The 20,327-nt window shown below is 39.3% G+C and carries 16 protein-coding genes and 1 pseudogene; all 17 read right to left on the bottom strand.

The features are described from left to right. Positions 1 to 115 precede the first annotated feature (115 nt). The 17 genes and pseudogenes from ASU35_RS00765 to ASU35_RS00845 all read right to left on the bottom strand — a co-directional run bounded on the left by ASU35_RS00765 (position 116) and on the right by ASU35_RS00845 (position 20,327). Positions 116 to 946 carry a hypothetical protein gene (locus ASU35_RS00765; protein WP_058351223.1) on the bottom strand — a complete coding sequence of 277 codons (831 nt, stop codon included), beginning with the start codon at positions 944 to 946 and terminating at the stop codon, positions 116 to 118. A 31-nt stretch (positions 947 to 977) separates the two neighbouring features. Next, on the bottom strand, positions 978 to 2,048 hold the full coding sequence (locus ASU35_RS00770) for a macro domain-containing protein (RefSeq protein ID WP_058351224.1): 1,071 nt from the start codon (positions 2,046 to 2,048) through the stop codon (positions 978 to 980). 39 nt (positions 2,049 to 2,087) lie between these two features. Beyond that, positions 2,088 to 2,837, bottom strand: coding sequence for a hypothetical protein (locus tag ASU35_RS00775; RefSeq protein ID WP_058351225.1), 750 nt, complete (start codon positions 2,835 to 2,837; stop codon positions 2,088 to 2,090). A gap of 11 nt (positions 2,838 to 2,848) precedes the next feature. Then, positions 2,849 to 3,286 carry a flavodoxin family protein gene (locus tag ASU35_RS00780; protein ID WP_058351226.1) on the bottom strand — a complete coding sequence of 146 codons (438 nt, stop codon included), beginning with the start codon at positions 3,284 to 3,286 and terminating at the stop codon, positions 2,849 to 2,851. 126 nt (positions 3,287 to 3,412) lie between these two features. Continuing rightward, positions 3,413 to 4,648, bottom strand: coding sequence for a hypothetical protein (locus tag ASU35_RS00785; RefSeq protein WP_147525320.1), 1,236 nt, complete (start codon positions 4,646 to 4,648; stop codon positions 3,413 to 3,415). A 47-nt stretch (positions 4,649 to 4,695) separates the two neighbouring features. Further along, entirely contained in the window at positions 4,696 to 5,253 is a 558-nt protein-coding gene (locus ASU35_RS00790; RefSeq protein ID WP_058351228.1) for a M48 family metallopeptidase, read from the bottom strand. An 11-nt stretch (positions 5,254 to 5,264) separates the two neighbouring features. Then, the gene (locus tag ASU35_RS00795) at positions 5,265 to 5,651 is read right to left on the bottom strand and encodes a (deoxy)nucleoside triphosphate pyrophosphohydrolase (RefSeq protein WP_058351229.1); all 387 of its coding nucleotides are present in this window, start codon (positions 5,649 to 5,651) and stop codon (positions 5,265 to 5,267) included. A 3-nt stretch (positions 5,652 to 5,654) separates the two neighbouring features. Continuing rightward, a complete protein-coding gene (locus tag ASU35_RS00800; RefSeq protein WP_058351230.1) occupies positions 5,655 to 8,414 on the bottom strand; it encodes a DUF3427 domain-containing protein in 2,760 nt (919 codons plus the stop codon). 13 nt (positions 8,415 to 8,427) lie between these two features. Next, entirely contained in the window at positions 8,428 to 10,950 is a 2,523-nt protein-coding gene (locus tag ASU35_RS00805) for a DEAD/DEAH box helicase (protein WP_058351231.1), read from the bottom strand. Continuing rightward, positions 10,914 to 11,507 (bottom strand): class I SAM-dependent methyltransferase, encoded by a 594-nt coding sequence (locus ASU35_RS00810; protein ID WP_058351232.1) that lies wholly within the window; start codon positions 11,505 to 11,507, stop codon positions 10,914 to 10,916. Before ASU35_RS00810 ends, ASU35_RS00805 begins: the two co-directional genes overlap by 37 nt. Positions 11,508 to 11,616: 109 nt before the next feature. Continuing rightward, entirely contained in the window at positions 11,617 to 13,047 is a 1,431-nt protein-coding gene (locus ASU35_RS00815; protein WP_058351233.1) for a DUF6339 family protein, read from the bottom strand. Positions 13,048 to 13,049: 2 nt separating this feature from the next. Further along, positions 13,050 to 13,916, bottom strand: coding sequence for a hypothetical protein (locus ASU35_RS00820; RefSeq protein ID WP_058351234.1), 867 nt, complete (start codon positions 13,914 to 13,916; stop codon positions 13,050 to 13,052). Next, on the bottom strand, positions 13,900 to 15,795 hold the full coding sequence (locus ASU35_RS00825) for a hypothetical protein (protein ID WP_058351235.1): 1,896 nt from the start codon (positions 15,793 to 15,795) through the stop codon (positions 13,900 to 13,902). The genes ASU35_RS00820 and ASU35_RS00825 overlap by 17 nt, the downstream gene beginning before the upstream one ends. A gap of 42 nt (positions 15,796 to 15,837) precedes the next feature. Then, positions 15,838 to 15,996 (bottom strand): annotated as a pseudogene (locus tag ASU35_RS00830) (restriction endonuclease); the annotation flags it as partial. 58 nt (positions 15,997 to 16,054) lie between these two features. Continuing rightward, positions 16,055 to 16,864: a DNA adenine methylase gene (locus ASU35_RS00835; RefSeq protein ID WP_058351237.1), complete on the bottom strand. Its 810-nt coding sequence runs from the start codon at positions 16,862 to 16,864 to the stop codon at positions 16,055 to 16,057. Positions 16,865 to 16,884: 20 nt separating this feature from the next. Continuing rightward, the gene (locus ASU35_RS00840) at positions 16,885 to 18,411 is read right to left on the bottom strand and encodes an NERD domain-containing protein (protein WP_058351238.1); all 1,527 of its coding nucleotides are present in this window, start codon (positions 18,409 to 18,411) and stop codon (positions 16,885 to 16,887) included. A 2-nt stretch (positions 18,412 to 18,413) separates the two neighbouring features. Continuing rightward, the gene (locus ASU35_RS00845; RefSeq protein ID WP_058351239.1) at positions 18,414 to 20,327 is read right to left on the bottom strand and encodes a hypothetical protein; all 1,914 of its coding nucleotides are present in this window, start codon (positions 20,325 to 20,327) and stop codon (positions 18,414 to 18,416) included.

A 20,327-nucleotide genomic window follows, 5' to 3' on the forward strand; every position in this document is an offset into this window, starting at 1 on the left:
TAAGGGAAATCCAACTTAAAAACAACGATTTTTTTGTCTTAATTTATGGGTTCATTATACTTCATTGTACTGACGCTAATTTACTTAATGATTATTTCATTAGATTAGATCAACTTTATCTGTTTTTATACCAAACAAAATGGTCAAACTTTCTCTTTCTATGGTTCACGGTTATACCACACTCATCGAGCTTTTTCGTAATATAATCATTATATGCTTTGTAATTGAAACTATCCTGCCATTTCTGAATTTGCCCTTTTGTAATGTCATCAAAATAGCGTGGCAGATATTCTTTAAGAACTGTATCTAAAATCGAATAATCGTCTCTTCCATAAAGATTTCTATTATGATAACAGCAATACTTTGAGGCAAATGAAAAAAGATTTATTTTTCCATTACTTCTTGCAATTTCATTTACAACCTCAGGATCTCCATCAGCTATCCTCTCATCAATATACGGAATTGCAGCTATAATATTCGAAAGCTCCACCATGCTGATTTTACTCTTATGCTGTGACAAATGAGTTGAATTTGTGATATCTATCAGCCCCACTTTCATGGCTACAATATCAGGATCCGTATTCTTAGGAAACTTCCGGAGACATCTGGTGATTAGTTCATTCTCCGGACCATAATTATCTGTACCTTGAACCAACGTTTCAGCTTCTTCCATTGCCTCGTTTGTAATAATATCACCAGAAACATCTCGATACCCCTTTGTGCTTTTTTGAGATTTTTCAGGAATTATTATTTCGGTTCCAGATAAAGAATAATATGATGGATTACTTCCTGTTCTTAGCACAGCCCCATTTTTCACAAGACCTATCAACGTAGCATATATATTCGGTCCATGATTTTTGTCTCCATATATAGCTTCCGCTAAAGCACCTTGAGTCATTGTCCCATTTGTTTTCAGCATATTTACAATCGTTTCTTTTTGACTCATACCCTATTTCCTTTTTCTATCCCACTTTTCATTATACACCCAGTATCTCATTCGTATATTTGAACAGCGTCACATTCAGCTGCATGATATCATACTGCTTATCAATAATTGCTTTCTGCACAATCAGATCCCCCTTGCTGCTCGGACTGAAAGCCCAGTCTGCTCTTGCAAGCAGGTCCTTTGACTGCTCCAGGTCAAGTTCCAGTGCAATGCAGAGAGCCATTACTGTCTTCTTTTTGGGGTGATAATTCATGTCGCACTGAATCTTTGAAAAATGCTTTCTGTCAAGATTTGCTCTCTTCCAGACATCCTTATTATCCAAATGTGAAGCATCTATCAGCTCAAATAATTTGTCATGAAAAGAAGCTCCCATATTCGCAAGCTGATCTTCCAGAGACATATCAGCAGACAGCATACATGGTTCTGCCACCGCTTGGCTTTCATCATCAAAAGGATACGTGTCTTCTATCTGGTTCTTTTGGAGCATTTCTTCATAGAAATCTTCTTCTGACAGTTCCCTGACTTGGGCACTTCTTATACTTCGTACCGGATACTCCCTTTTATGACTATCTCTAACATAATTTGCATCTATGTACGAATCAATTTCTCCTACGATCTGACCGGAAAGTTGAAAAGATTTTTTGTCAAACACCACAAGAATAATCTGCATATCATTTTCCAAAAGAAACTCGCTGAAAACAGATACAGCTACCTGCAATGCCTTGTCTTTTGGAAAACCATATACTCCGGTTGATATCAAAGGAAATGCAATGCTCTCACATTTTAACTCCAATGCTTTCTGTAAGGATTTCTTGTAGCAGCTCTCCAGAATATCAAATTCGTGATGATCACCGTCCTCCCATACCGGACCAACTGTATGTATAATGTACTTCGCATTCAGGTTATAAGCTCCGGTAACAGCAACATCTCCCCTTGCAATTTTTCCAATCCTGATTCTCTCCGCAAGAAGCTGCTCCTTCCCGGCCGCTTCATAGATAGCCAGATCTGTGCCACTGGCACATATTGGATTTGGATTTGCTGTATTTACAATGGCATCCGCTTTTACCTTTGTTATGTCATTACGGACAATCTTAAATGGCATCGTGGCACCTCCCTCTCTGTCTATGCATTCCTTGTACTATTACTTTCTTATTCGCATCCAATCTTTTTCAACATTGCTACTGCCGCGGTTTCGGGTGCCCCAATAACCCGGGTGCGCCACCGGGTATATATACGTATCACCATATTGATAAGGAGATCCATCTCCTATCAGCTCAGAAAAATTATTACAGCTAAATTTGGCATCCATCAATGTTCGTATCATTACAACAGACGTATCCAGGCCTAAGCATATGATATTCTCCGGTTGAAGGATATCTACCAGTTCCTTCATTTCCTGAGAGTCATTTTCCAAAACTCTCCTTGTCATATTTCCCGAATAATTGCCTTTCCGATAACCCAAGTTACAATTACAGAAAAATAAACCTGAATAACGATTTTTATGGATATCCGGCTTTCCAATTAGTGAAAAGTACTTTATTAGGTTGAAATCTGTTTGCGAATCCTTTGCTGAAAGATCCACATGCTTATGAAACATCACATCATTACCCTTGTTCATTTCACGTACATTGGCAATCGTTCCCTTAGCCTCCTCTTTCTCTGGCGGCCCAAAATCCTGTCCTATCAACATATATTTAATATGTGGAGTATGCTTTGCATATCCCCAACCCTGCCAATATGTCCATAAATTGATTTCTTGGCATAAATCTTCTCCGGGAAGTAAATCACACCATCCCAGTTCCAACTTATCTGTGCATACCGGATGATTGCGATATTTCTGTTTTACCCTTTCCACCAATTCCGCATATTTTCTTGATTTGTATTCATCCATCACCAATACCTTTATTTCGTAATTCCCTTATAAAATTCAACTGCTGCCGTCAAATCCTTTTCATCCGGGTGTCCCTTTGCAATTCCTCCAACAAGCTTAAAAGGACCGTATGTATCATATCCTTTACAAGAAAACTTTCCAATGAGATCAGCATGTTTACCCTCAAGAATCGTCTCTATAGACTGAAATGCTGCACTTCCACCATGTGTGCAAATTAAGAATACCTTCTTTTCCTGTGGCAGATTAACAGCTGCGAAATTAAGCACTGCCTGATGAAATTTGCCATAATAAATTCCTGATGCAAATCCTATCGCATCGTATTCGGTAAGATCCTTTTCTTTCACCTGCGTGGCATCAACCAGATCAACGTTTTGGTCTTTGGCTATCTCATCCACAATTTTCTTCGTATTTCCATGATGCACAGATGCATACACTATAGCTGTTTTCAAATAATTTGTCCTCCGATTTCTACCTCGTGTGTGTTAATCTAAGTATTCTTCGTATGGTTCTAATGCTCTGGACGCATATTCCAGAGTTCGCGGAATACTGTCTGCTTTCTTCAGGACTTCAAAGTCTTATAACAGTTTCTGAAGTTCACGCCGAATATTCTCCACCTGCTTAATCGCTCTTGCAATTCTTTTTTGTGCTTTATCAATCTGTAAATGCGTTAGTGCATCAAACATTCCGTCATCTACCCACATATCAATCGCAGTCGCCAAACGGCCGTATTTTAATTGCACGCTTCTTTTCTTCTGCAATACTCGTAGCTCCGTATTCAAACTATCCAATGCATTCTGCGCTTGCTGCATATCCACATCCGATTCAGAAAGTGCGGAATACTTCATTAAGGATGTGAAAAATCCCTTGGTCATCATATCCAAAACACTGGCAGTACTGCTGTCATTCATTGATCTTTGTGCCTGCACTAAGCAATCCAAAGCGTAGTCTGCAGCATCTATCGCACTTTGTATTTCATATTCCAAGTCTTGTTGTTCTGTCGCTTCTTCGTCTTCATCCTCTTCTTCCCGCAAATCCTCCGGAAGTCTCAGATTCTGCTCTTTTGCAACCTGTATAATAATATCGTCGCTGACATTGCCATACAGTTCTTCCAGCGATTCCTCCGTCAGCAATAATTTGGATAAAAGCACAGCCTGTTTGACCGTATCTTCATTACAAATCCCGGCCAGTTCCACCAAATTCTCATCTCTAAACCGCACACCTGCATCCAATACCCTTGTAACAAATCGGCTTGCCTCATATTCGTCATCCCAGAATAATTCCTGCACAACTTCCAAGACTTCATCATCACTTCCAAAATCCGTAACTGCTTGCAAACGTGCCTTTGCATATTCCGGTTTCCAATCATAAAAAGCATCGTAAAATCTGCTCCATGAAATCGGCGTACCGGCATCAGGACATAGCTCCTCTTCATACTCATCAGCTATATCCGCCGGAGCAGATATCTTATATCGCTTCGCCAATTCAATAATGAGTTCATCATCAATACTACCGTACAGGTCCTCTAAATCCTGCGCAGTAAACGCATCCGCAGATTGATACAATGCTTTCTTAAAACTATCCACTGCACACAGTCCGTCGATATCTGCGAGATTCTCTCCGGAAAACTTCACACCATGCTGCAAGGCTCTGTTTAAGAGTCTGGTAGCCCCTTTCTCGTCCTCAAAGGCGATGATATTAAGTGCGTCGACAATCTCATCCGGGTCCCCCATATCCTCCAAAGATGATATCTTGCTTACGGCAGTGCTTACAGACCAGTCATTTATTTTTTCATAATAGTCGGACCAACGCAAGTAAACACCTGCCTTTCAGAAGCCCCTGGTACATCTATTAGCCCCTTCTATTTAAGTCTCTGCATAATCTGACTACCTTCTTCTTTTAACCACTTAACCATATCTCTATAATCTGGAAGCACCTTCTCAACCTCAATCCAAAATGCTTTAGAATGATTCATTTCTTTTCTATGGCACAATTCATGCACTACAACATAATCCAGTACTTCCGAAGGCACCAACATTAAAAGACAATTAAAGTTCAAATTACCTTTACTACTACAACTGCCCCACCTGGTCTTCTGATTCCGGATTGTTATTCGTCCATACGTGACTCCGATTCGTTTTGCAAAGTATTCTACTCTCCTCGGTATAATGTCAAGTGCCTTGTCTGCAAGTGTCGTAAGTTCCTCATGCGTCAATTTTTCCGAGGTTTCCGCTTCGTACTTTTCCTTTTTCTTCTTTATTTCTTCAACATGCTTACATATCCAAGCTTCCTTCTCTTCGATAAATCGATCAATGTCTTTCTTTGAAGCAAGTCGAGGAGCTCTTACTGTAACACTCAGATCCGAATTCACCTGGATAGCCACAGTTTTTCTATTTGACCTAATTACCGTAACCTCCATGAGAAACCTCCCTATAATTTCATTCTTATTTTTTCAATCAAGGCCACATCTGCTGGTAGCCATTCCACGCTATAAAGTGATTCTTTATCAAGCCACCTTGCAGACTCATGTTCTTTTAGCACAAGATCACCCCTAACAACATCACACCAAAAGCAATCCATGGAAAGATGAAACGCAGGATAGTCATACTCTATTGTGTCAATCAATTCTCCCACAGCTATTTCTGTTTCCAATTCTTCTAATATCTCTCTTTTCAAAGCGTTCTCTGGTGTCTCTCCCTCTTCTATCTTTCCTCCAGGGAATTCCCAGCCACCTTTGAAGTCACCATATCCACGCTGCGTAGCAAATACTTTGCCATCTGCATATATTACCGCAGCCACCACTCTGATTGTTTTCATGTTCTATTCCTTTGTTAATCTAAAATCGTATTGCAGATACTCCGGTAATGCGTTTTCCATATAAATATCAAACAGGTAAGTTCCGTTTCCACTATTTGTCTTGCGTGGATTGGTTAACTTTCCCTTACCAACATAAGTAAATGGTAGAACAAGTCCATTCTCCGTGGTAACCTTTCGGATGAATACATGTGTAAAACTACTTTCATTAAGTTTCTTCAAATCTGCTTCTGGCAAATCTACCATAGATTCCCATTGGAAAATATTTTCTTCCAAGAACTTGTTCTTATAATTTAACCTATCTTCCTCATCAAGATCTTTTTTTAGAGACGCAAATATCACAACATAATTATCATAATAGTAAGTACCTTTCTGATTATTTCCTGGATTCTTTAATAACTTTAGCTGCACCTGATCCATTCGGTAGTTCTGCCAAAGCTTAAAGCCTGTCTCGTCCCCGTTATCTATCACATAGCGAACCAAACCGTACTCGATCAAATCCAAAATATATTCTACGAACTGATCGTCCGGTTCCACATCAAGGCGTAGCATCTCCCCATCCTGCTTCACAATCTTAAGATAAGTAAGTACATGCTCCAACTCTTCCTGCTTAAAAGCAGCTATTACCTCTTCCAGATGATCTCTTACTTCACTATAGGTCCTCGCTCCATCAAGTAAGAACTTCACAATATGATACTCATGCGTCCTGACAAGAGGCAAAAATCCGGACAAATAATTTGCAAACTCTACCTGTCTCTCAGTGAAAATCGGAAGGTTCTCCTCCCCGATACTTTTTAGGAAATTGTAATAACTGCAATTCTTCTTGCCCTGAGTCTTAACGCTCATAAATCGGATCAGATCCGGAGCACAATCATTATTGATATAATCTACGTGTCGTGGATAGAATTCTGCTCCAATATATTTCTTAAAGTTAAAATAATCCTGTTTCAAATACTTAATCGCATTGAAGTTCTCTTTATCGATATATTCCAGAATCTCTTCTTTACTGAGATCATCTATATGTATTTCTATACCATATTCAGCAAGGCCAAGTGCAGTAAAATCATCCTTCACCAAAGATGCCATCAATCGCTTTTCCATAACAAAGTTTTCTGACAAAGAACCAAGCGCAAAGGCAATCTGCACACTTCTTTTGTAACTGTTTCCAATGAAATCAAGTACAGTAACATAGTCCTTATTTGTATATTTACGCAGACCACGCCCTAACTGCTGGATAAAAATAGTTGTGGATTCAGTAGGTCTTAAAAACAAAACCATATTTACACCGGGAATATCCACACCTTCATTCAGAATATCAACCGTAAATAAAATCTCTAATGAGTGTGAGTCATTTTGCAAATCATTATAAGCACGCACGCGCTCTCCAATATCATTACGCCCGGTGAGATAAGCGGTCTTGTATCTCTCGCCAAGTGCTTCACACATCATTCGTGCGTGTGTAACATTCCGGCAAAATGCAAGTGCTTTTAGTTTCCCTTGCGGACGATGTTTTTCTATCTGTTCTGCTATAAAATCGCAATGGTCTTCCTTTGCCATCTGCGCAATCATTCTGCGTTCTTCATTACCAGACAATCCATAATCAACAAGTTGATCTCTAATGCCATAGTATTTAAATGGGACAACCAAATCATTCGCAATTGCATCACGAAGTCGAAGCTCATAAGGAACGTTATGGTCAAACAGTTCAAATACGTCCTGGTTGTCAAGACGCTCCGGTGTTGCCGTCAGTCCGAGCAGAAACTCCGGCTCAAAATATCCAATAATCTTTTTATAGGTTTCGGCTGTAGCATGATGGCATTCATCAATAATAATGTAGTCGAACTCACTCTTGGAGAACAACTCCAACGTATTGCTCATAGTAATATTGGTCGCAAACACAAAATCAGCATCAGATTCTTTACTGGTACCACTATAGATTCCATATGTCACATTTTTGCCGAATATCTCCTGAAAAGTCTCCAGGGATTTTTTCAAAATAGATCCTTCATGAACAATATATAGCAATCTTTTTGGATTAAAATTCAGTGCATCGAATGCAGCGAGATAGGTTTTTCCACTACCTGCTGAAGCAATTGTAAGCGCCCGGTTTACACCGATTGCACGATATCTGTTAAGTTCCTTAAGAGCCTTTTTTTGCATGTAATTAGGTTTGATTTTAGAAGCAGATAAGTCATAATCCATATCCCAACGCTCTATAGCAAAATTAAGCTTTGTTGAATACTTATTAATTAATTCAGCATCCAGACGTTCCGTTGCATCCCACTTTTCTTCAAATTCTCTCTTTGCGTCATCATACACTCCCGGTTCAAAACTATCTGACACAGATACATCCCATTCGATATTTTTTAAAAGCGCATACCTCGTAATGTTTGACGAACCAACTACCAGTTCCCTATGATCTTCAAATTCAAATAGGTAACCCTTTGAATGATAGCCAAGAGTAGCATAACCTGTATCATGAAAATTTTCATAATCAAGATGACACTGAAAGTTAGGGCAACGTCCCATTAATGCAGAAAAACTTTTAAGTGATTCAATATCTGTAAAATTTTGATATGTAGAGGTAATAATTCTGCCTTTGCATCCTCGCTCCACTGCTGCCTCAATATCTTTGAATAGCAAAACTAAGCCTGCCTTCTTGATAAAGCTAACCGAAAAATCGAAGGACTTGCAATGTCTCAAATCATCTTTTATTTTTTCAAGAAACGTGGTTTCTGTATAATTTGTCAAAAACTGATTTGGCATGGATTATCCCTCCTTAAATTCCACCCATTTCAGAATAGTAATTCTTCAGATCTTCTTGAAGCTGGGTTCTTACTCTGTTCCAATCTTCTGCCTCCATCTGACTATACAAAGCATGATTCATTGAAATCACACTTAAATCCTTTGAATAATAGAGGAATCTTTTTCGTTCGAACTTCTCAAATGGATTTGTAAGCATATTTCTACAAATGGCTTTACGATCCTTAAGCATCTCTTCATTATATGGGCAGGAACTTCGATCCACCTGAAGTCCTCGTCTTAATCTGTCCTGATAAAATGCAATATAATCATCTAAGACATCATCTATTTTTGCATCACCAATAGAATCAATATATTTAACAACGGCGAGCATAAAGGGCATTTTATAAGAAAGAGAATAGTCTCTCTCCTCCAAGAAATCAAAGAAATCTTGTTTAATGGTATTATCATTGTGTTCTTTAATATCAAGGTCTTTCCGATATTTCTCTACATCATCCGGACTAAAAAGATACAACGACTTACTCCCAAATTTGTATTCTACACTTGGTGTAATCTTTCCCTTCTTAATCCAGCTTGTTACAGTTCCTGTGCTGACAAAATATTCTCGGGCAACCTGTTCCTGACTTAAGTAATTGCCATACTTGTCCTCAAAAGAATTGATATCAACCTCTGTAATACGCTCGATTCTCTCTTCTATTCCATCAATGATTACCATATCTCCTGGCTCATAATCCGTCTTTGTAATGTCACCAAATGGCACATAATATGGATTAGCAAATATGGAATGCATATTACATGCCTTAACCATGGCACCATATTCATCCACTACATCAATTACAATGACATTTTTCTTAACGTCAGTTTTCCGTAGTCCTCTTCCTATCTGTTGCAAATATAGAACCTTTGACAGCGTAGGTCTGGCCATAACTAAAATGCCAAGTTCAGGATAATCCCATCCTTCGGAGATCATGTTGCACGCACACAAGAAGCGAATTCTTTTTTGCTTAAAATCCTCCATCAACTCCGTCGAATTCTTTGTCTGCCCTGTGTAACTTGCTGCTGTCATCCCGGCATTGTTAAGCAATTTAGCCATCTCATTAGCATGATTCACATTTACACAAAATATAACGCCTTGACGCAAACCAGCTTCTCCTGATGTAAAATATTCTTCAAGGACATTGACTATTAATTCATTTCTTGAAGTAACTCTTACTCTCTTTTCAAGATCAGCATTTACATAATCCTTACCATTAAAACGCACTTGCGAAAGATCTATATTGGTTTCTATTCTATATACGTTAGCCTTTGCAACCACTTCCTTCTCCATTGCCTCTTTTAAAGACAACGAAGTAGAATATGTTCCAAATACAGTTTCCAGTTTTTTCTTGTCCGGTCTTTGATCTGTAGCTGTAAGCCCAATCGTAAACTCGGTATTAAAATATTGAATAACTCTTTTTAGTACTGGAGCTACTGCGTGATGCGCTTCGTCAACTACAAGGTAATTATAATAATCAGGCTGAACATCGGCGTAATGTCTCGCCATATATGCGTAAGTCTTTATCTCTATTTTATCTTTTAGCTCTGGTAAAGACGTTCTTATTCTATCCTCCCAATCCGCAAGAATGTTTACCCCCGGAACCAAAATTAATACCTTAATATCTTGTCTACTCTTAGCAAATTCTCGTAAATCTTCCTCAACTATTTTTGATTTACCGGCTGCAGTAGGCAACACAATCAAAAAGGCTTTTATTCCGGCTTCTCTTCGTTTCTGTATTTCCTGCAAACTTACTGTCTGGTGTTCATACAGTTCGACCTTTCTATCTATTTTTAACCCATCATCTACAAATTCAGAGGTATCTTTTCCAAAATACTGCTTAATGTCATCTTCAATACGATTCTCAAATGCACAATCCTCTGTAGAAAATCGAAATAGCTTTATCCCCCACAACGCACAGGTGTTTTGCTTTCTTAGCTGATGCTTATATTTTTCTTCTCCAATGATTTGTGGGTGATGATAAGTAACGCCATTTTCTTCGACTGCATATTTCCCATTTCGTGTTCTTACTAAATAGTCAAGGAAATAATTCTTCCCATTTTCATCACAGATGCCATATTCTCGTGATAAAAATTTTAGCGCATTAATTCCATATGCATTTGTAAAACTTTGCTCAAAATGAAGTTCTAACGGAGAAGCATCCGCCAGTTCACCTCTGTCACCGACTGTTATCATATAATCCATCGGCATTGTAATTTCATCTTTTGAAAGATATTTTTCAACTTCTGCTTGGACATACCCCAAAAACCGAAAAACTCTTTTAAATCGATGCATATAGTTATTTTGCTTGTCCGTGATTAACATATATGAAAAAACTGGTTCCTCTGGATCATGAACACAAATATCTTCATCAATAATGACCATGTCTGTACCATTATCATAGAAACTTGACACTCCTCCATTAGGATATTTCACCTGTTCTCTTAGAGAAAAATCTGTGTGTTGAACTAAGAAGCTATCTTTCGAAGTATTAGATTCAACCACTTTTCATCCTCCCTTCCAGGTCTAACATCTCCAGTAATCCAATATTCCTCAATTACAATATCCTTCACATCACTAATAAAATCTTTGAATAATTCTAAAGTGAAATCGGTAAAAAATCTTCCATTTCTCTCTCCTTCAAAGTTTCCATATTTGAATGAGGTATATATGATCCCATTTGAACTTAATGCATTACTCATCTTAGAAAAAACAATTCTTAATTCATCCTTAGGCAAATGAAGAATGGATGAACATGCCCAAACACCGTCATACCGTTCCATTTCATCCAGGTCTTGAAACAGCATATGCTTTACTTGAATTCCCGTGTATGCACTGGCGCTTTTACAGAGTTCTTCAGACCCGTCAATTGCAACAACCTCAAAACCAGCATTAATAAAATATTTAGTATCCCTTCCAGATCCACATCCAAAATCCAATACTCTCTTTCCAGGCAATACTTTCAGAAATTTATCTTGTGTTTTCTTAAAATCTACGAAAATAGTTCCTTTAACAAAGGAATCTGCATTCTGATTATAATAATCTATTGTCTTATTATCCATATCATCCTCTACAACTGATCGTATTTCGCAGCACTAGCCAGTTTTGTCATCTTACCATTCCAGCTAATTCTCTATGTTCTTTTTCTTTATATCCCGATCAAATAATAACTCAAACTCCCCAGTTTATGGTGTCAGGCACCAACGGTTTTGTATTCCCATCAAGTTCAGGCTCCACCAATGCCGGGCTTTCCTTCGGCGGTGTTGAAACCTCTTCTCTTGACTTAAACTCTGCACGTGTATCCTCGCGTTCATCATCGCGACCAAAATCCAACACACTATAGTTCTTACCAGCAAGAAAAACGCGGAAACCGACATCTTGTCCCATCATTTTTTCTTCAATCCCATACCATGCTCTGGAATGATCATCCTTTAGTGGGATGTGATAAATGATTTCCCTGTTATTCTTCTCTTCAATGACCCTAACCCAGCAGCCATAAGTTATGTAATCAGGCCCGGGAAGTTGATCTTCCTCTGCTTCTTCCTCGAACCAGTTAAGTGGTCCTGACATTACAGGCTCCTCTTTTCGGATTGCCAACCTAACCGGGGCGACACTTTCTTTTGGCTGTTCTACTCTATTCGTTGCCTCTGGACGAACTGGATTATTTATGCGTCCTACTGGTTCCTCATCATCGTCTATATAATCCTCATATTTAGACTCATCAATTTTCTCTGATTCATCAGTCGTTTCATCGGCTTCTTCGTAATAATCCTCTTCTTCTAAAACTTCCTCTAAAAGTTGATCTTCGTCTTCTTCATCAAAAGATATATCTGCAGACTGTCCCTTAAGAATTGCTATAATCCTCGACGTCATTATCTTGCATATCTCTTCGCGAGATAATACGTCAAGAAGCGTAGCTCCTCCTACAGCATTTAAATACTGCATAGCTACTCGTACATGTTTCTTTTCATCTAAAGCCTGACCATGATCGCTAAAATATTTCAATGCGTCACAAATACCAGCAAGAATTGTAGGATTAGACGCAAATGTATTGCTATAAAAGATGTCACTGACCTTTGTCGTCAAATCGTTCGGACCGATTACATCAAGCCTTGCAAAATGATTTTCATTATCCTTGTCAAAAGTCGCACGCCCTACCCACCAGCATTTTGCTAAACCGTTACGGAAGAAACCAGAACGTGTACCACCACTAAAGAAGAATCTACTGATTACTGCACTGGCATCTGTTTCTTTCTTTTTTAATTGCTTTGACGGATACTGGTATCTATGTCTCATATAGCCGTAAAACGTGCTATTACAGAGCCCTGCCCACAGCCTCTCATCAGAACACTGAGATTCACTCAATGATCTAAGATTGTTATATAGAATCTTACAGTTTTCAAAATCGACTTCACCAATGGACATCGCATCTATTTCAGCAAGTTCAAAATCCGGCACTTCCATAAATTCGGAAAACGGATCACTTCCGTATTCTCTTGCCATCCACTCATTCGTTTCATCCTGAAAATAATGGGTATAGAGCCTTTCCATATTATGTTTCATGAAGTCCACAGCATCCTGCTTCATAAAATACAACTTCATCGCTATTCTCCTAACATTTCCTGCATATTCAAGAAGGTCTTGCCAATCGGAAGTTGCAATAATTCCTGTACAATCTCCGTTATCGTCATATCACCTTCAATAACGTCATCAACAAAATCCTTCCCCTGTTGCTGATAGAACTTAGAAAACTTCAAAAACCATCGGCAACTTTCGTATGTTTCATATCCTTCTCTAAGTGCCTCCATCATATAGGTAAGCGCAGGCATAACAAGAACTGATAAAATCAATGGACGCATCGTTAGATTGTTCTGATACTGGATGTATGCGCTATATACATCTTCATCAACAAATATCTTGATTCGTTCCGAGTCTAGTGCGAAGTGAACAGGACGTTCTTCGTTTTGATCCAATCTCATCTCTCGAACAACACTAAATAGCGATTCTTCCTGCGCTAATTCTTCATAGTTTTTGAGCACATTGATTTTGGGCATATTGTAATATGCCATAATAGCAGCTCGCGGTATCATAAGATCAATGTCATCATAATCCGGATTCAACGTATTATTCCTGTAAAATGGTATATCTGTCTTAGATACCACCATTCCAAGAAATGCCATTTCTCCATTAACCTTACTATTATTGATTCTATAGACTTCTTCATCCGAAAAGGTACGAATAACTGTTCTGAACGCAGTATTTGAGCATTCCATATGAATGATATATTCTGCACGTCCTTGAGAAATCTGGGTCTTTAATCCAGGATTATCAAGGTTCATGTGAAATTTCAGCACAAGGCTATGCATGTCCTGGCTTACTATTTCCGTATCTACAGTAAAGCCTCCGGATGTGTAATCATCGGTATCCTCACACAATACTGGGTAAGGAAATAATCTATTCCTGATTTCCACTTACTTCCACCCCCATTGCGTAGTTTTGTCTTCCGGACACCTGAAAATCGACCACAACTTTCTCGCCCTGGCTAATGCCTTTTAGAACAATCTTTCCATCTTTTATCGACGCCTGATTTGTTCCATTAACGATGTTGTTAATCCTGATAGGCATAGACTTTCCATTTTCGCCCGTTGCCAAAACCTGTACTTCTCCATAGGAAAGATTCTTCTCAGGAATACAGATAAGTCGGTTTACGCCACCACCCACACTTATAACGCGCGCCGAAACATTGATGTATGTCATTCCAGAAAATACTGAGTCCTGACCGCCTTGATCTTCTCTTCCTTTTCTTCCTGTAGGTTTTTGAGGACATTCTCCATCGCGATGCCTATGGCCTGAAAGATTTCCAACATCATCAATTGTTCCTGATACTTTCCTGCTTCCAGTTCCGCCTGCACCACGTACTGAAGTAGTCTTCTTTGGATTGATTACAACCTCAACATTCTTTGTTGTGTCAATGACATTCTCTTTCTTTGGTGCATCACTATCATCACTTCTTGGCGGTTCATTCTTACCAGCGGTATTAAAAAGATTTCCTGTATCAATCAATACTTCCGCACCGGACATTTCCTCGACTTTCTGCCGGATAACTGACTTAACCCAATCTTCCACTTCGGTCTTATACATCTTTGCAAGAGAGGGATTTGAATGTCTGTTAGGCTCCCACTTATCATGAGTAGGATTCTCCATCTCTCTGAAGAACGCATTCAGCCGCTCTCCTTGCAGTTCAAGAATTCCTGTATAAGATATTCCTTTCGGCAAGCCTTTAATTTCGGATATTTTCATTCCCGATTTTCGAACAACCAGGATTTTTTTGTTCAGATCATTTGCATACAGCAATCTAAGACGGAGCTGACCCATCCCATGGAAATTATAGTCTTCATCCACAATCTTATCCGGTTCAGCCATAAGGATTTTATTGAAGTAATATGCATCTTTTGCATATTTCTGATTACGCGCGATAGCATAGCGAACGGTATCTCTGGTAATTTCCTGACCTTCGATGGAAACAACAAGATTCTTGTATTCGATCGCCATCAGAAAGTTTTCCAGAATTTCGCCTATCATCTGGTTTACCCAGTCATTTTTACCATCGACAACAAAGTTAAAGCCAGGGACAAATAGATCTGTTCCAACCTCGCTTCTGGCATATAGTCTGTCCAACTCAGCCATATGAGGTACGGCAATATTTCCATTTGTTTCGCCAAAATAACCGACGGAGCGTCTGATCGGATCCACATCACCATAGCTTTCATCAGAAAAGGACATAAGATGTGCAATGCCCTGCACCGCTGTTTCTCCTGCAATATTCTTTGTTCGATAAAACACCGTCTGATACTTTGAGTTAATGAATGGAGCTGCTTTACCTATACCATAACTGCCCGCCGCAGTCTTGCCGGATGACTTAACAGAGAAAGCCGTTCCTTTTACAAGGCTCACCCACGGAGTTATTCCATGAGAACTGTAAGGGCCTTCCAGCCCCTTTGTATTAAAGTCACTAACTCTTAATAAACAGATTTTTCCCTCTCGAAGGTCACGCAATGCTGTGTTTATAAATGTATGAGTCTTCTCATTACCTTCTTCCGGCCAAAAACTCTTACATTTCAAAAGAATATTCTGTAACCCAGTCATACCCGGAAATGAGCTTATACTTACGAATTCCTTCTTAAATTCAATTCGTACTGGTTCATCCTCCTCATATTGCGCATCAAGAGAGTTCTGGCAGACTTCACGTGCCAGAGCTCTGAGAGGACTTCCTTTGAACCATTCCAATGCAGGATTCGAAAAACCCTCAATATCTCCGTTGTTTCTCGATGGAAAACTCCAACCAATCATTGCTGTTTCTTCCCTTCAAATACCTTATAAGATCTAAATGGCCTACTTCATTACCTTTTCCATAAGAGAGGTATAACTATCTACCACATCATAAACAACATTATCCCCACTGATTGCTCTAAAGTGTTCTCTAGCACAATGAATCTTGGCATCCTCTATAAGCCTTAGCTGCATGGATGACATAGGTCCCTTCAATTCGCTTTTAAGATCTTCTCGCAAGATCTCACTTACATTGTCAATAAGCTTCATAATTCACTCTTTAATGAAATGCTGTAATAATAGTATCCTCACCTTTACGTCCATCACCCTTACAGTTAACAGCTCTACGAACTTGAACGACTCTAATATCAAACCTGCTATAAAGGTCATATATTCTAGGATGGTTCGAATTCGTCATCATCACTTCGCATCCCATGTCATATAAATCATTAACAATCTCTGCCAGTTCTTCCTGATCCGGTTCGTAAAACCGATCACTTGTATATCGTAGAAATATCTCTCGCTCCGTCACCTGAAAATATGGAGGATCCAAGAAAATAAAATCTCCTGGTTCTGCATACTTCTTTAGAATTTTCTTGTAATCACCACAAAGAAGCTTTTTCTTTTTTAGCACCTTAGCTGCCTTAAGGATCTGCTCTTCGTTACAGAACTGCGTCCTCTTGTTTTTCCCATACGGCACATTAAATCCACCTTGTCTATTTACTCTGTATAAACCATTAAATCCGGTCTTGTTAAGAAAAATCATTCTTGCAGCAGCTTCTACTTCACTAAGACTTTTCCAATCCAAAGCTCTGATTCTGTAATACTCTTTCTCCGTATTCTTATACTTTTTTAATTCTTCTATGACTTGATCCGGATGTTTAGAAACTGTCTTATATAACGCAATCAGTTCCTCATTACAGTCAGATAAAACCGCAGTCTCCGGAGAAAGAGCGAAAAACATTGCCCCTCCTCCCATAAATGGCTCTATGTATTTTCCTTTGTATTCCGGAACCAAAGGCAGCAATTCGCCCAATAATTGCCTCTTACCTCCGGCCCATTTTAAAATAGGCTCTACATTTTCATTCACTAGCTGTTACCACTTCCGTTTTACTGCACCACAAGTTCAATTAAATAGTACTTTGCCCTTGTATATGCGATATAGTTTATATTCTGCGATACGTCATTCTTGTGAATATAAATGATCATATCCGATTCCAATCCCTTAAATGCCTCAACGGTAGAAACCCTAATCTCCTCTTCAGTCTTACAAGGGTGGTCTACAAAATTCCACTTAGCGATTCCATCCGGGAAAAGACCGTTAAACTCATCCAAATCATCCACCAAGATAACCATGGAAGATGTTTGCAATTTTTCATCCACCAAATACTCTTTCAAAAGATTATTCAGTCGCTGTGCAAGTTTCTTATTTCCAGCTATGTTCTCACTCTTAGGAGTCGGACCTTCTACCGGATTAGTAATCACATCCTGCCCTAATTCGGTTTCACTGGTTGCATATTTATATATATTGGCAGTGTTTCTAATGTTCTCGTGAAGCAAGAAAGGCGGGATCTCAATCATAAAGGCATCCCCAAAGGTTTCTGCCCTCACCTTTTGAACATCATCATAAAAGACTCCTAAACGGGATTGCTTTTCATCTTTAAGGAAGAGTTTTAGATTAAAAGCATCTTCCTCAGAAAAATCCTGTGCTTCATCCACGAATATGGCATCATACTGCCCTTTTACACCTTTGCTCTTCAGCGCATCCAAATCCACCACATCTACGCCCTCTCCCGCCATACCTTTTAAAGTACTGGCAAGAGCTACCGATTTACAGGTAAGAAGCACCTTCCCGCCGTTCTCAGCCTCACTATTGGCCAATTTAAGAGCAATCCATGTCTTTCCGGTTCCTGCGCCTCCGCGGACGTAAAACTGCCGAATATTCGACAAAAAATAAATGTAATTATCCTGTACGCGATTTACTTCATCTAGCTGCTTCTCCTTAAACTTGACTAAAGCTCCAGCTGCAGCTGCCATAGCAGTTCTTTTACGAACCATATCCAAAAAGAATTCATGTTCCTGCTGGCTATATCTGTTCCTGCCAAATCGCGCTCCGCCCCAGGCTTTGAACATTCCTTTAAGCTTCTCCGCCAGATTATTCATCTCTGGAGATTCTATGGTACATATACTATCTCTGTTACTTATGCTTTCAGAGTGCGGGAGTACATAAAACGGAAATACAGCACCTGCGCCAAATAATCCGGAATAATCTATGTTGTATTCCTTCTTGTATTTATCCTTAAAAAAATACATGCTATCTTCGGCCTGCTTATACGGGCTTCTGTCCAGATCTCGCGGCCCATACTTGATCGTATAAAGTGTCCAGACTCCTTCCGGCGATATTTCCATATGACTACCGCCTTTTACTTCCAGGCATAAGAATCCATACTTTGGATTCTCAATAATGAAATCGGCTTCTGATTTCTCCAACGATCCGTCTTTTCTTTTGCGATTCCACTCCACCGAATAAAAAACCGTATAGGAATCATCAAGTTGATCTCTTAGCTGGTTATATACTTCCAGTTCTGAGTCTTCTGGATCCAGCACATGAATATTCTTTGGATACATTACTGCCATAGCTACATCTCCCAAAATCCAACAAATGGTTTCTTTGGGTCAGGGTTTTCCTTTAATGTATACATGTACTTTCTGCCCAGATCATGATTGAAAAATTCACAGCAAATCTCAGGCAATACCATACAAGCACTACAGGATGTGTCATCGCGTTCTTCGCAAATAGGATCAAAAATACAATTCTTCGTCTCCGTAATTGCCTTTTGCAGGAAGTTATAGTAGTTAGTCTCTATCATTCCTGATAACGCACCTAGAGGCGTTCCTTGGGAAGTCTGCGCATAGATAAAGATGCTTGTAGTTTCTAGAATGATAACTTCTGTGAGGGATGTATCCTCCAACCCGCTTATTTCTCCAGCTGTCTTCATAAACGCGTGAGAAATCGAATGAAGTAGTCCAAATACATTCTTCGTAATCTTTTCACCTTCATCTACGCCACTGAAGATATTTACCAATTCGCTGTGTACATTCTCTGCAAACCATTCTTTTACAGCGACCTCATCTTCAACATCTGGCATCTCCGCTTCCGTAATCACTTCGTTGATAAGAAGCCAATTAAGGATCTTCACCCTGTCGATTTCAAAGAGAATTCCTTCCGTCTCCAGTTTTGCCCCATAAACCAAAGATGAATTGTCTTTGTATTTGTCGAAAGCTACAAGTTTAAGATTCTTCTTAGCCTGAGCCGGATCCGAAACTCTTCTCGTATATCCATAAGTGCAGTTTATAATTTCAATATCACAGGAAACCTGCATTGAAGAGATTCCCATCTTACGATTCAGATCAAGGATATCATCCTCAGAATCGATGAAATCCATTGATAACTGCTTGCTGATAGAATCCTCAAGTGTAAGAACCTTGGGAGCATACTTCAACGTGTTATACTGCATTAACTTAAATGCAAAGCTTTCTATCAATCTTCCATAGGATGTCTCGTCCTGCTTTTTAAGTTTTGCAAAAAGCTGAGCGCAGGCATTTACAAAAGGTTCTACGGAAAGAGCACTCTCAGTTGTTACAGATACCATGCTGTTAATCATTGCTTCACGCATGGATTCCGGTAGTGCTCCGCTATCAATCATCTTCTGAATGGTTAACTCTGCTTCTTTTCTCTTGGCATCATTAGTATTATGATCGCTGAAAGCAAGTGCCAAATTATCAAGTATTTCTACGAACTTGTCTTGCGTAAGTTTATTAAACCACTTAGCAACCAATACCTTTTGCGCTGTCAGGCCCTTTTCAAAGAACTCACCATTCCGCTTATCAGCTATATTAATAATCTTCAGCGAAAAAGGCTTATAATTTCTTGTAGATTCCGCGTTGTCGGGAACAAGTCTCGCTTTGCAGTTTGGACATGATATGGCAAGTTCTGCTTTTCGCTCTCCAGAATCTGTGACAGCAATCATCCTGTATGGGTTTTCATTCGGAAGATATTTCATCTTCTTATAACCACCGGCCACATATGGAATCTTTACCGCTTCAGCATGCCCGCACTCACAGGCATATACCATTTGCAGCTGCTTAAGAATAGAACCGCAAGTAGGGCATTTCCATTTCATGTGATCAATGTCATCGGCATTTCTTTTCTGAATAACCTCGTGACAAGAGTTGCAGTAAAACACCAAAGGTGATTTCACTCCTACGATGTCCTCTGCAGTTTCATTCATCGCAGGCTCCACAATTGTATAGCTATGTACATGATCATCTGTGCTAAAAGAAGAAATATCCCCGCCTCGATTACCAAACAATCGAATCTGACGTTTGATCTCACCCTCTATAAAATTCTGGTAAACATCATCCATCCTGCGATAGTTCCAACCGCTAATCTCAGCAGTAATACTTGAGCCATCTCCTCGGCTTGCTACCCACATATGCGGGAGGAAGCTGTATACAGCCTGGCTTTTACTTCTTGACATATTTGTACTCAT

This window comes from Acetivibrio ethanolgignens, from assembly GCF_001461035.1.
In the GTDB taxonomy this organism is placed as follows: domain Bacteria; phylum Bacillota; class Clostridia; order Lachnospirales; family Lachnospiraceae; genus Velocimicrobium; species Velocimicrobium ethanolgignens.